Source organism: Marinobacter qingdaonensis (assembly GCF_034555935.1).
Lineage (GTDB): Bacteria > Pseudomonadota > Gammaproteobacteria > Pseudomonadales > Oleiphilaceae > Marinobacter > Marinobacter qingdaonensis.
On sequence record NZ_JAYDCJ010000001.1, the window covers coordinates 391,226 to 404,538 of the forward strand.

Genomic DNA, 13,313 nt, shown 5'->3' on the forward strand with positions numbered 1-13,313 from the left:
CAGGACTCTCCTCTCTTCTGTACGTTCAGGCCTTGGCCTTGCCGCCCATCTTGCTCATCCAGCGTTTGCTTTCCTGGTGCATCAACCAGTCAAACGCCTTCGGCGCATGGCGCTTGACCATCCACATCCGGCGTTCCTTGGCGTGGGGCAGCACCCAGAAGCTCTTGTCCTTCACCGAGCGGACGATGTCTTCAGCCACATCCTCGGCGGTGATGTTCGAGCGCTTCATCAGCTTGTTCACATTCTGCTGGATACCGGGCAATTCCGAACGCATGCTGCTGGCCAGATTGGTCTGGAAAAACGCCGGGCAGACACAGCTGACATGGATACCGGCATCCCGCAGCTCCTGGCTCAGGGTTTCGGACAGGGCAATCACCCCGGCCTTGGAGACATTGTAGCTATCCATCAAAGGCGCCAGCATCAGACCGGCCATGGAGGCAATATTCACAAACGCACCAGAGCCCTGCTTCTTGAACTGCGGCGTGAACGCCTTGCAGCCCCGAACCACGCCCAGCACGTTGATGTCGAGAATCCACTCCCAGTCCGCCATGGTGGTGTCTTCGATGGAACCGGCAGAAGCCACACCGGCGTTGTTCACCACCACATCAACACCGCCCCACTTGGCGGTCAGCTCGTCACAGATCTTCTCCAGATCCGTCAGCCGGCGCACATCGCACTCGACGTAATAACCCTCGCCACCGGCGCTGTTGATCTCCTGCTCCACCAGGGCACCCTGCTCCGGGTTGATGTCGCCGATGCAGACCTTGGCGCCGTCTTTGGCGTAACGCAGCGCAATCGCACGACCAAGCCCGCTGGCGCCACCTGTAATGAAAATTCTCTGAGTCATTGTCATTTCCGTCACGTGTTAAAAAATCGAAGCCAACTCCGAACATCGACGGAGCTGGCGGATGGGTATTTCTGAAACTGTGCGGAGCCATGGATGGCGGAGCTCAAGCGTCACATGGACGTGCTTGAGCGGGTTTCAGAAATACCCATCCGCCAACTCCCGCCCCAGATTCAGGAACCCCGATTCTTATATTTAGCCAACTCCAGGCGAGCCACCATAGCCCGATGCACCTCATCCGGCCCATCCGCCAACCGCAAAACCCGAGCATAGGCGAACAACTGCGTCAGCGGGAAGTCATCGTCACTGACCCCGGCACCGCCGTGAATCTGAATGGCCTGATCGACAATGGTCTGCAGCATGGCCGGAATCACCGCCTTGATCATCGAGACTTCCTGCAGCGCCCCGGCAATGCCCTTGGTGTCCAGGGCCCAGGCGCACTTCAGGGTCAGCAACCGCGCCTGCTCGATCGACATGCGGGCGTTGGCGATGATGTCCGGGTTGCCACCCAGCTTGGCCACCGGGCGACCGAAAGCCTCGCGGCTGGTGGCACGCTTGATCAGCAATTCCAGGGTACGCTCGGCAGCGCCGATGGCGCGCATGCAATGATGCACCCGGCCCGGCCCCAGACGTCCCTGGGCAATTTCGAAACCACGGCCCGGGCCGGCAATAAAGGCACTCTTGGGCAGACGCACGTTGTCGAATACCACCTCGCCGTGGCCGTAAGGCTCGTCGTAGGCGCCAAACACCGGCAGCATGCGCTCCACCTTCACGCCCGGGGTGTCCAGGGGCACCAGCACCATGGAATGGCGACGGTGCTTGTGGGCGTCCGGATCGGTCAGCCCCATGAAAATGGCGACCTTGCAGTCCGGGTGGCCGATGCCGGTGCTCCACCATTTGCGACCGTTGAGCACCACCTCGTCGCCTTCCACCACCGCGGTGGCTTCCATGTTGGTGGCATCGGAGGAGGCCACGCCCGGCTCAGTCATGCAGAACGCGGAGCGGATCTCGCCGCTCATCAGGCGCGGCAGCCACTCGGCCTTCTGTTCCTCGGAGCCATAGTGGATCAGCACTTCCATGTTGCCGGTGTCCGGCGCGTTGCAGTTGAAGATTTCCGGCGCAATGAAACTGCGGCCGGTTTCCTCGGCGATCAGCGCGTAGTCGGAATTGAGCAGGCCACAGCCGTATTTCTCATCCGGGAAGAACATGTTCCAGAGCCCCTGGGCCCGGGCCTTCTCCTTCAGTTCCTTGATGATCGGCAGAACCACCCAGCGGTTGTCCTGGGCCATCAGTTCCTTGTGGTACTGCGCCTCAATGGGAAAAATCTCGTCGGCCATGAACGCCTTCACGCGCTTCAGGTAATCCTGGCCTCTCTCGGAAATGTTGAAATCCATCGCCCTGTCCTCGCTGAAATCCTGACGGCTGGTGCATTGCATTGATCACAATGACGCCAGTCTAGGACCGCCCAAACTATTACGCGACTGAATTTTTCTTATCCTTTATCATTAACCGTACTTATTCACCGACACGGACTTCGAGATGGCCCTGAATCGCCTCGACCTCAACCTGCTGCATGTGTTCGACACCATTTACCGGGAGGGCAGCCTGACCCGGGCCGCCAAGGCCCTGCACCTGACCCAGCCGGCGGTCAGCCACTCCCTGTCGCGGCTGCGGGACCATTTTGACGACCCGCTGTTCACCCGCCAGGGCAACCAGATGATTCCCACGCCGCTGGCGCGCCGGTTCCTGGAGTCCATGCGCCCGGGGCTGAACCAGATCCAGGGTGCGGTGAACCAGTTCCACGCCTTCGATCCCGCCAGCCAGCGCAAAACCTACTCCCTGGGGCTCAGGGACATTCTCGAATCCACCGTGCTGCCGCAACTGATGCAGCGACTGGACCCTTACCCGGAACTGGAGGTGGTGAGCCAACGCACGGCCCGGCGCGACATGGAAACCCTGCTGGCGGCGGGCAAGCTGGACTTTGCCGTGGATGTGCTGTTACCGGTGAGCAACCAGACCGCGCACGAACGTCTGCGGCGGGATCGCCTGGTGGTACTGGCCCGGTCGAACCACCCGCTGACGCGACAGCCACTGACCATGGAGGGCTACCTGTCGGCCCGCCACGTCCTGGTATCGTCCCGATCGGAGGGGCCGGGGGTGGAGGATTTCGAGCTGTCCCGGCTGGGAGTGACCCGCGACATCCGGCTGCGCTGCCAGCACTATTTCGCCGCCTGTCGGGTGGTGGAGACCTCGGACCTGCTGGTGACCATGCCCGAGGCCTACGCAGGCATCATGGCCCAGCGGGCGGACGTGGTCATCATGGACCCGCCCGCCGACCTGCCGGCACTGGACGTGCACCTGTATTGGCACCAGGCCTACGAGAAGGAACCCGCGCTGGTCTGGTTCCGGGACCAGCTCAGGGACATCGGCTAATCCGTGCGGTCAGTAGGCACCGACCACCATCAAAAACCCGAAGAACCCGATGGCGCACAGACCGAGGGCGGCCACAACAATGCCAAAACCCCACCAGATGGCGGCGCTGTCGGAGATGGCAACATCGTGGCCTCTCAGGGTGCGGTAAAAGGCCCAGGGCCCCAGGACAAAGGCGCCAACCACGGCGAACACCAGGCCCACGCTGATGCCGGCGAAGGTCCAGGTGGCCAACACCATGGCCCGGTCCGATACCTGATCGGTGACCCCGTGGCGTTCGAGGAATTTCTTGCAGAAAAACCAGAGCAGTGCGAACAACGCGACCACGAACACGAGGCCGCCGATAAACGTGATGATGCGATAAAGCAATGGAATACCCTGTCAGTTAGAGCCGCCCTACACCGGGAAAACGGGCTCGGGCAGACATTCAAATCCCGGTTTGGCGAACAGATACCCTTGATAGAGATTAATGCCCTGGGAGCGGAGCCAGAAATACTCCTGTTTGGTCTCAACACCTTCAGCGACAATCCGCCCGCCGAGATGGTTCATCATGGTAATAATGCCAGATACCACCGCCTGCTTGTTAGGGTTGTCGTGAATGCCGCGTATCAGTCCCATATCCAGCTTGAGAATATCTGGCGGGCTCGCAATCATGATGTTGAAGCGTGAGTAGCCGGCACCAAAATCGTCGATCGCGGTGGCGAACCCCATTTCCTTATAGGCTTCAATGATCGATACCAGGTGCTCCACGGATGCCAGCTTTTCATTCTCGGTCAGTTCAAAGATGATCTTTCGAGTATCGAAGTCGTAGGTCTTCGCTGCAGCCAGGGTGGTGCGGATGCAATACTCGGCCTGATAGACCGCGTTAGGCATAAAATTGATGCTTAGACGCGACTCCATACCCAATCGAGCCGCCAGCTTAACCGCCTTCACGCGGCAGACCTGATCAAAGGTGTAGCGATTGCGCTCATTCACCTGTTCCAGAACCGACATCGCCCCCTCTCCTTCCAGTCCACGGACCAAAGCCTCGTAGGCATAGACGGACCGATTCACAACATCGACAATGGGCTGAAAAGCAAATGAGAAGGAGAAGTCCAACCCTTCGCCACATTCACACTGACCACAGTGGCTTTCGTCGAAAAGTACAGCGGACTGTTTCACCATGCATCCTTATTTATCCGGGTGAGATTAAGGTTCTAGAGATACCGATATTCCGGTGCATTACACTGATCGCCGCTCGAAAGGCAGTTAGGTCACCTAAAGTCTGCAAAGCGGCGGTGGCGGCTGCTCCTCAGCCGACTAAACTGGGGAACACAAACATGTACGCGCACAATCTGAAAAAGGAGTATTCCGAATGGCCGAAACCATCCGCATTGCGGTTACCCCCGGCGACGGCATTGGCCCGGAAGTGGTGAGCGAAGCCGTCCGCTGCCTGGAAAAACTGCGCGCCAGACACGGCCTGGCCCTGGAGTGGACCCGGTTTCCCTGGCCATCCCACGCGTGGCACGAGGAGCACGGCGAATCCATGCCCGAGGACGCCCTGACCCAGTTGCAGGCCTACGATGCCATCTTGCTGGGTGCGCTGGGTGACCCGGGGCCCATGGACGACAGCGAACGCTACCTGCTTCCGGACAGCATTTCCCTGGCGCCGCTGCTGGACATGCGCAAGGGCTTTGACCAGTGGGTGTGCGAACGCCCAGCCCGCCTGCTGCCGGGTGCGCGCCAGTACTTGGCGGACGAGCGGGCCAAGGACATCGACATGCTGGTGATTCGGGAGAACTCCGAGGGCGAGTATGTGAGCCAGGGTGGCCGCCTGCGCAAGGGCACCGAGGATGAAGTGGCCACCCAGATGGAGGTGTTCACCCGCAAGGCCACCGATCGGATCATCCGGTATGGCTTCGAACAGGCCCGACTGCGGGCGGCGCAACGGGTCAAGGAAGGGCGCACCCGCAGCTTCCGCACCCTGGATGGCCGTACCTGCGAAAGCCAGGTGTGCCTGGTGACCAAGCGCAACGCCCTGCGCTACTGGGGCGATATGTACACCGAAGCCTTCGAGGCCATCAGCCAGGAATTCCCGGACGTCGCCGTCCACCACGAGTTGGTGGACGCGGCTTGCATGAAATTTGTCCAGAGTCCCTGGGCGTTTGACGTGGTGGTCGCCAGCAACCTCCAGGGCGATATCCTGACTGATCTGGCGGCGGTGCTGTCCGGCGGTATGGGGGTGGCGCCGTCGTGCAACCTGAACCCGACCAACCCGGACATGCCGTCCATGTTCGAGCCCACCCACGGCAGCGCCCCCGACATTGCCGGCCAGGGTGTGGCCGACCCTACCGCCATGCTGTTCACCACCGCGCGGATGCTGGAATGGCTGGGACGTCGGGATCCGGCCCTGGCCGCCGCCGGCAAGCAACTGTTTGATGCGGTGGCGGCGGACCTGGCCGAACAGTCCGGCAATCCCCGCAGCACCCACGAGATCGGTTCGGCCATCTGCCAGCGACTGGACGGCTGACCGGCCACCGGCCCCAAAAAATGGCGGACCCTAGCGGTCCGCCATGACAAACTCCAGGCGCCCCGGCGCCACCCGCACGTCCACCGGCAGCGCTCCGAACATGCGCTGGGTGAAGTCGGTCTCATCGAGTCGGTAGACCGGCATGGTTTCCAGCATCTGCGCCACCGCCCGCATGACGTTCTGGGTCAGCGGGTTCAGGTCGCCACGAAAGAACGGCGACTCGACGCTGCTCTCCAGCAGTTGCAGGCGGCGGATGAAGATCGCCTTTTCAGTACTGTCGTACACCGGCGCCCCCTCCACCTTGAGCGCGATGTCCACCGGCAATCGCGCCAGCATGGCGTTGACCGCCACCTGCCCCCGCACATCAATCACCGCCACATCCCGGCCATCCGGCCCCAGGGTGATGTCGGCGTCGCTGAGACTGAGGCTCAGGGGCGAGCCACTGCGCAACTGCTGCCGGTCAAACTCCTTGACCACATCCTGCAGGTGGCGCTCCAGCTCGCCTTCGGAAATCGAATAGGGGGAAATGCTGGCGCAGCCGGTGCTGAGGACCAGGGCCAGGACAGTCAGGGCCCACAGGCCGTTTCGGAAAGGTGTCAGCATAAGAGGGTCTCCGGGAATTCGCCTCTTATCCTGCGGCACGGCAGCACCGCGGGCAAGGCAGGAAAATTAACAATTGGTCAGGCGGCGGGCGGGCCGTTACTCGTTTTCGGCCCGGGCATCCACGTGGGGCGTGAGGTCGTCATCGAAGCTGACGTGGATCAGGATGGGGCGACAGCAGACCTGGCAGTCTTCCACATACTCCTGCTCCGGCACCGACGGGTCGACACTGACATCCAGGGTCTCCCAGCAGTAGGGGCATTGTATGAGGACAGACTCCAGGGCTGACATGCCGGCTCCTCAGAATTGCTGTTTCGCCATCCAGGGGATGATGCGGTCGAAGGCCTGCTCGAGCTTCTCGCAGGTGGTCGAGAAACTGATTCGCACCGCGTTGGTGGACTCCTCACCAAAGGCATCCCCGGGTACCACACAGACGCCGGTTTCCTTGAGCATGCGCAGCGCCAGGTCGGACCCGTCGACGTGGGGCGGCAGATCCGGGAACGCGAAAAAGGCCCCGCCCGGCTTGTACCCGGTCAGGTAGGGGGTCTGGTCCACCAGTTCCACCACCTTGTCCCGCCGCTCACGGTAGATATCCACCATGTCCCTGACGCACTGCTGGTCGCCGGTGAGCGCCGCCACACCGGCGAACTGGGACGGGGTATTGGCCACCGAGGTGGTGAACATGTGGTAGCGCCGCAGGGACTTGATGGCGGCCTGGCTGGAAATCACCCAGCCCACGCGCAGCCCCGCCATGCTGTAGGTCTTGGAGAAGCTGCTAATGCACATGATGTTATCCAGGTCCATGGAGCAGTTGAGGACACTGGCAAAATCGTCGTCGTCAAAGATCAGGTGGTCGTAGACCTCATCGGCGTAGACCTGGATGCCCCGGTAGGCACATTCCTCAAGGATGGTCTCCACGGTGCTGCGCGGGTAGACCGCCCCGGTGGGGTTGTTCGGGTTGTTCAGGATCAACGCGAAAGTGCGCGGCCCCATGGCCTTGATCACTTCGTCCGGATCCAGCTGGTGATCGTTCTCGGCCCGGGTCGGCACGAACTTGACCTCGCCACCGTTCATGCGGATCAGCGGCGCGTACAGCAGGAACGAGGGGTCGGTCACGATGAACTGGCGCCCCGGCGCCGACGTGGCGGAAATCGCCAGGTACATGGCCTCGGTGGCGCCACTGGTGATCAGGATGTTGTCCCGGGTGAGCTTGCGGTTGTAGCGTTTGCCGTAATAATCCCGCAGCGCGACCAGCAACTCGGGCAGGCCCGCGTCCATGGTGTAGCCGGTCTGCCCGGCATTGAGCGCATCGATGTAGGCGTCAATCACGTGCTTGGGGGTCGGCAGGTCGGGCTGACCAATGGAAAGATGGATGACATCTTTCATGGTGGCCGCCATGTTCACCATGCGACGGATACCCGGCACCGGAATCGCCTGCATGGCAGGGTTCCAGCTGGCCTTGTTCTTCCGGTACTTCACTTTTCGCGGTCTGGCCTGGCCGGTTTCGTAGTTGGCGGCGGATGCCATAAACACCTCCTGCAGAACGGGGCAAAAAAGAACCTACCCCTGCAGGTTAGCCAGTAACAACAGGGCGTACAAGACATAAACGCAGAAAGTATGGTGTCGCTCCTAAGCCCATTGCAACGGCGATTGGCGGGCGACCGTCCGGACCGAAGTTGACCCCACCGCACGGGCATACCAGACTGACGTGAGACCCGGATTCGGGGCTCGACACCCAGTTCATCAGGCGGAGGTTCAATGACACAGCCAAGCAAACCCGTGGTTACCGTTCTCACTGCACCGGACGAGCCGGAACCACCGGGCATGGACGCACTCCGGGCCCGGGCGGAGGTGCGGTTTGCCTGCGACGAGCAAACCCTGAACGACACCCTGCCCGGCACCGACATCATGATGGTCACCGACTTTCGCACCGAAGCACTGGAAGCGGCGTGGGGCTCGGCCGACCGACTGCAGTGGATTCACGCCACCAGCGCCGGGGTCGACGCGCTAATGTTCCCGGCCCTGATCGAGGGCGACGTGGTGGTGACCAACGCCCGCGGCATTTTCGACCGGACCATCGCCGAGTATGTGCTCTGCACCATCCTGATGTTTGCCAAGGACTTCCCCGGCTCCCTGCGCCTGCAGCAAAAGCACCAGTGGCAGCACCGGGACACCGAGAGGGCCCAGGGCAAGCGGGTTCTGGTGGTGGGCGCCGGCTCCATCGGCCGGCAGATCGGGCGCCTCGTGGGCGCCATCGGCATGAACGCCCACGGCATAGCGCGCACCCCGCGCCAGGACGACCCGGACTTCGTCGCCGTCCACGGCAACGACGACCTGTATGAGCAGCTGGGGCACGCCGATTACGTCGTGATCGCCGCGCCCCTGACCCCGAAGACCGAAGGCCTGTTCGACGAACGCGCCTTCAAGGCCATGAAACCCAGCGCCCGCCTCATCAATATCGGCCGGGGCCCCATCGTGAAAACCGGCGATCTGCTGGCGGCACTGCGCAACGGCGAGATTGCCGGCGCGGGTCTGGACGTGTTCGAGGAGGAGCCCCTGCCCGCGGACCATCCGCTCTGGGACATGGAGAATGTCACCATGACCGCGCACATGGCCGGCGACTTCATCGGCTGGAAACGCGCCTTGACCGATCAGTTCCTGGAGAACTTCGATCACTGGCATCGGGGCGATGATGTGTTCAACCTGGTCGATAAGGAACTGGGCTACGCCGGTAGCCGCTGACCCGCCCCGCGTCGGGGGTGGCTCAGCCACCCCCGCCCTTTCAAACACCCTGACCTTACAGGCGATTGCTGGCAGCGTACTGCCGCTGCAACGGCAGTAGATCCACCACCCGTTCCGGCCGGTTGGGGTCGACCAATTCCGTGGCCGACTTGTAGACCCGGGGCGTGGTGTACAGGAGTTTGAGCGCGGTACCGTGGGGCATGGCCACGTAGCGTTCTGCGTGATGCTGCTCCAGCCAGGCGCGGACCCTGGGTGCCTTGTTGGACGCCATCTTCGGGAAGAAGTGGTGCTCGACATGGTGACTGAAGCGGAAATGCAGACGATCCAGCAGCGGATGACTGCGCAGGCTCATGGAGTTGTCCAGCGGGTTATTGGTGGCGGTCTGCGGGCGCAGGAAGTGATTGGTCAGAATGTAACCCTGGCCCAGGGCGTTGGCGACCATGAACGGAATCACCACGGTGAACACCATGAGTGGCCCAGACACCACCGCGAGCGCCACCCAGGCGGCCAGACAGACCAACGACTGCCGGATGGCCCGTTGCCGGTCAAAGCCTCGGAACTGCTTGCGCCGTTTGGCCTGGAACCAGAGCACCAGCTGGGCGTGGAAGGTGAAGGAATAGGTCAGGAACAGGTAGCTGTACCAGGAGCCTGAACCGGGCGCGAGCTTGGTGAACTTCTTCTGCTTCGGGTCGGTCTTGTAACGGCGCAAGGTGCCGAAGCTGTCCGGATCGACGTCGCCGGCGTTGGTGTTGCCGTGGTGAACCACGTTGTGCCACTTGCGCCAGAATTCGGGCGGCACGATGAACGGACCAAAGCCCAGCCAGCCGAACAGATTCTGCCACCGGCGACTCATGCCCAGGGCGCCATGCAGGACCTCATGGGCCAACAGCGCCTGACAGCCGATGCTATGCCCCACCAGTAGACCAAGTCCGAGGTTGGCGTACCAGGGCAGGCCGGCCAGCAGGATGACCGCCAGTCCACCCCAGATCAGCAGTTGCAGTGGCAGGAACCAGATCACCCGCCAGCTCTGGGCCTGGAAGGTATCCGCAGGCAGATCCCGCTTCATTGCATCCCGGAGCTCACGCTCGTCGGGCTGGCCATACACCGGCCGTTCCAGGCCTTCAGGTTTTACCGCAGCGTTCATGCGTAGTCCTCATCCATCCGTCGCACAATTTCAGACGCCAATTTCAGCGTACATTTGTACGCCGAAAATACATAAGGATCGCCCATGCTGCAATGACCGAGCTGTTATTTTTTGATGAATTTTCCATATCAGGGTACAGGTGTACCAAAAAAAGAAAACAATGAGGCAAAAAAAACGGGAGCCCCAGGGCTCCCGTCTTGTCTCTGTTTGCCGCTGCGTCAGCGGCTGCGACCGGAAGGTCAGCTGCCGGACAGGGACTGGTCCGACGGATCGATCTCCATCTGCTGGATGGCGATCACCGCCTGGGTCCGGTTACGGACACCCAGCTTGCGGAACACCGCGGTGATGTGTGCCTTGATGGTGGCCTCCGAAACATCCAGATCGTAGGCGATCTGCTTGTTCAGCAGGCCCTCGGCCAGCATGCCCAACACCCGGAACTGCTGGGGTGTCAGCGATGCCAGCTTCTCGGAGAAATCGGTCGCGTCCGAGTGCATGCGCTCGATCTTCTCGGCCACGCCCTCGGGCAACCAGACGTCCCCTTCCAGCACGGCCTGGATGGCCTCGGTGATCGTCGGCAGCGGCGCCGACTTCGGAATGAAGCCGGACCCGCCGTAGTCGATGGAGCGGCGCATAACCTGCAACTCTTCCGAACCTGACACAACCACCACCGGCAAGCCCGGATACTGGCCTCGCATGAACACCAGGCCGGAGAAGCCGTGGGCCCCCGGCATGTTCAGATCCAGTAACACCAGATCCGCATCCGGGTGCGACTCTACCGCCGCCTGCAGTGCCTTAATGCTATCGACCTCTACGGTCTCGGCATCGGGCACCGCCTGACTGACCGCCTGCTTCAATGCTGCTCGAAACAACGGATGATCATCAGCGACGATAATTGTTTGTGCCATTCACAGTTTCCTTGCAGAGTTACGCCCTAATGCCGGGCCTTATTTGAATTCACGACTGCTGATCAGCTCGTCCACCACGCCCGGATCGGCAAGTGTGGAGGTATCGCCCAGCTGGTCGTGCTCGTTGGCAGCGATTTTACGCAAAATCCGCCGCATAATCTTGCCCGACCGGGTCTTGGGCAGTCCAGGTGCCCATTGAATCACATCCGGCGAGGCAATCGGACCGATTTCCTTGCGAACCCACTGCACCAGTTCCTTCTTGAGCTCGTCGGACGGCTCCTGACCCTGCACCAGGGTGACATAGACATAGATGCCCTGCCCCTTGATCTCGTGCGGATAACCCACCACCGCGGCTTCAGCCACCTTGTCGTGGGCCACCAGGGCGCTCTCGACTTCCGCCGTGCCCAGACGGTGACCGGACACGTTCAGCACGTCGTCCACGCGGCCGGTGATCCAGTAGTAACCGTCTTCATCGCGACGGGCACCGTCACCGGTGAAGTAACGCCCCTTGTAGGTGCTGAAGTAGGTCTGCTTGAAGCGCTCGTGGTCGCCGTAGATGGTGCGCATCTGGCCCGGCCAGCTGTCGAGGATGACCAGGTTGCCCTCGGTCTTGCCCTCCAGGATGTTGCCGTCGTTGTCGACCAGCGCCGGTTTGACACCGAAGAAAGGCACGGTGGCGGAACCGGGTTTGAGGTCGATGGCGCCGGGCAGCGGCGAAATCAGGATGCCGCCGGTTTCGGTCTGCCACCAGGTATCGACAATCGGGCACTCGCTGTTACCGATGACCCGGTGATACCACTCCCAGGCTTCCGGGTTGATGGGCTCACCCACCGAGCCCAACAGGCGCAGGCTGTCGCGGGTGGTGCCGTCCATGCAGGAGGCACCCTCGGCCATCAGCGCGCGAATGGCGGTCGGTGCGGTGTACAGGATATTGACCTTGTGCTTGTCCACCACCTGGCCCATGCGGGAGCTGTCCGGGTAGTTGGGCACCCCCTCGAACAGCACGGTGATGGCGCCGTTACACAGCGGGCCGTACAGAATGTAGCTGTGGCCGGTCACCCAGCCGAAGTCGGCGGTGCACCAGTAGACGTCGCCGTCGTGGTAATCGAACACGTACTGGTGGGTCATGGAGGCGTACACCATGTAGCCGCCGGTGGTGTGCAGAACCCCTTTGGGCGCGCCGGTGGAGCCGGAGGTGTAGAGCATGAACAGCGGGTCTTCGGCGTTCATCGGCTCGGGCGGGCAATCGGCAGAGGCGCCCTGCATCAGGTCCTCGTACTTCTCATCGCGGCCGTCGGTCCAGGGCACTTCCGAGTTGCCGGTGCGGGTCACCACGACCACCTTCTCCACCAGATCGGCACCCTCGATCTTCAGCGCCGCGTCCACGTTCTTCTTGAGCGGAATCTTGCGGCCGCCGCGCACGCCTTCATCGGCGGTGATCACGAACCGGGATTTGCCGTTGACGATCCGGGCACCCAGAGCCTCCGGTGAGAAACCGCCGAACACCACTGAGTGGATGGCACCAATGCGGGCACAGGCCAGCATGGCGACTGCCGTCTCAACAATCATGGGCATGTAAATGGTAACCACATCGCCCTTCTTGACGCCCAGGCCCTTCAGGACATTGGCAAACTTGCTAGTCTGCTCGTGCAGCTCTCGGTAGGAGACATGACGAGAGTCAGCCGGATCGTCGCCCTCGAAGATGATGGCCGTCTGGTCGCCTTTGTCGGCCAGGTGACGGTCCAGGCAGTTGGCGGAGGCATTCAGCTCACCGTCTTCAAACCACTTGATGGACAGGTTGTCGTAATCGTAGGTGGTGTTCTTGACCTTGCTGTAGGGCTTGATCCATTCCAGGCGCTTGCCGTGCTCGCCCCAGAACGTCTCCGGGTCCTCAACGGATTGACGATACATCTCGTCGTACTGCTCCCGGGTAATCAAGGCCCGTTTGGCCACGTCCGGACTGACCGGATAAACCTGTTTATCAGTCATTGTGCTCCCCCTTCTCAGAGTCTGTTGTGATTGTCGGTTTTTGGAATACAGAGCGATGAGGCCTACTTGGGCCTTTTAAGACGGATAGCCGTAGTTCAACATGGGCACGACTGCTCGATGAATTAGACTAACGTCCTAATGTGCTTGCAC

General features: G+C 61.6%; 13 protein-coding genes. 3 read left to right on the forward strand and 10 right to left on the reverse strand.

Features of this window, described 5'->3' with window-relative positions:
• Nucleotides 1-25 precede the first annotated feature (25 nt).
• Together U5822_RS01810 and U5822_RS01815 are read right to left on the reverse strand one after the other, a co-directional pair.
• Entirely contained in the window at nucleotides 26-847 is an 822-nt protein-coding gene (locus tag U5822_RS01810; protein ID WP_322853911.1) for an SDR family oxidoreductase, read from the reverse strand.
• Nucleotides 848-1,017: 170 nt separating this feature from the next.
• The gene (locus U5822_RS01815) at nucleotides 1,018-2,238 is read right to left on the reverse strand and encodes an acyl-CoA dehydrogenase family protein (RefSeq protein WP_322853912.1); all 1,221 of its coding nucleotides are present in this window, start codon (nucleotides 2,236-2,238) and stop codon (nucleotides 1,018-1,020) included.
• A gap of 145 nt (nucleotides 2,239-2,383) precedes the next feature.
• On the opposite strand from U5822_RS01815, the gene U5822_RS01820 reads away from it, so the two are divergent.
• Entirely contained in the window at nucleotides 2,384-3,277 is an 894-nt protein-coding gene (locus U5822_RS01820) for a LysR family transcriptional regulator (protein WP_322853913.1), read from the forward strand.
• 9 nt (nucleotides 3,278-3,286) lie between these two features.
• Here the strand turns inward: U5822_RS01820 and U5822_RS01825 are convergent, their stop codons facing one another.
• Nucleotides 3,287-3,643 carry a hypothetical protein gene (locus U5822_RS01825; protein ID WP_322853914.1) on the reverse strand — a complete coding sequence of 119 codons (357 nt, stop codon included), beginning with the start codon at nucleotides 3,641-3,643 and terminating at the stop codon, nucleotides 3,287-3,289.
• Between the two features lie 27 nt (nucleotides 3,644-3,670).
• Nucleotides 3,671-4,438, reverse strand: a complete 768-nt coding sequence (locus U5822_RS01830; protein ID WP_425258614.1) for an EAL domain-containing protein — start codon at nucleotides 4,436-4,438, stop codon at nucleotides 3,671-3,673.
• A 190-nt stretch (nucleotides 4,439-4,628) separates the two neighbouring features.
• Between U5822_RS01830 and U5822_RS01835 the strand changes: the two genes are divergently transcribed.
• A complete protein-coding gene (locus tag U5822_RS01835) occupies nucleotides 4,629-5,783 on the forward strand; it encodes an isocitrate/isopropylmalate dehydrogenase family protein (RefSeq protein WP_322853915.1) in 1,155 nt (384 codons plus the stop codon).
• A gap of 30 nt (nucleotides 5,784-5,813) precedes the next feature.
• Here the strand turns inward: U5822_RS01835 and U5822_RS01840 are convergent, their stop codons facing one another.
• The 3 genes from U5822_RS01840 to U5822_RS01850 form a co-directional block, all read right to left on the reverse strand.
• Entirely contained in the window at nucleotides 5,814-6,386 is a 573-nt protein-coding gene (locus U5822_RS01840) for a YceB family lipoprotein (protein WP_322853916.1), read from the reverse strand.
• A 96-nt stretch (nucleotides 6,387-6,482) separates the two neighbouring features.
• On the reverse strand, nucleotides 6,483-6,674 hold the full coding sequence (locus U5822_RS01845) for a CPXCG motif-containing cysteine-rich protein (RefSeq protein ID WP_322853917.1): 192 nt from the start codon (nucleotides 6,672-6,674) through the stop codon (nucleotides 6,483-6,485).
• Between the two features lie 9 nt (nucleotides 6,675-6,683).
• Nucleotides 6,684-7,910 carry a pyridoxal phosphate-dependent aminotransferase gene (locus U5822_RS01850; RefSeq protein WP_322853918.1) on the reverse strand — a complete coding sequence of 409 codons (1,227 nt, stop codon included), beginning with the start codon at nucleotides 7,908-7,910 and terminating at the stop codon, nucleotides 6,684-6,686.
• A gap of 231 nt (nucleotides 7,911-8,141) precedes the next feature.
• Here U5822_RS01850 and U5822_RS01855 point away from each other — a divergent pair, with 231 nt between their 5' ends.
• A complete protein-coding gene (locus tag U5822_RS01855) occupies nucleotides 8,142-9,125 on the forward strand; it encodes a D-2-hydroxyacid dehydrogenase (protein ID WP_322853919.1) in 984 nt (327 codons plus the stop codon).
• Between the two features lie 55 nt (nucleotides 9,126-9,180).
• On the opposite strand, the gene U5822_RS01860 is transcribed toward U5822_RS01855, so the two are convergent.
• The 3 genes from U5822_RS01860 to acs form a co-directional block, all read right to left on the reverse strand.
• Entirely contained in the window at nucleotides 9,181-10,269 is a 1,089-nt protein-coding gene (locus U5822_RS01860; protein ID WP_322853920.1) for a fatty acid desaturase family protein, read from the reverse strand.
• A gap of 239 nt (nucleotides 10,270-10,508) precedes the next feature.
• Entirely contained in the window at nucleotides 10,509-11,174 is a 666-nt protein-coding gene (locus U5822_RS01865; RefSeq protein WP_322853921.1) for a response regulator transcription factor, read from the reverse strand.
• A gap of 39 nt (nucleotides 11,175-11,213) precedes the next feature.
• Complete coding sequence (acs, locus tag U5822_RS01870) at nucleotides 11,214-13,163, reverse strand: acetate--CoA ligase (RefSeq protein WP_322853922.1); 1,950 nt, start codon at nucleotides 13,161-13,163, stop codon at nucleotides 11,214-11,216.
• Between the last annotated feature and the right edge of the window lie 150 nt (nucleotides 13,164-13,313).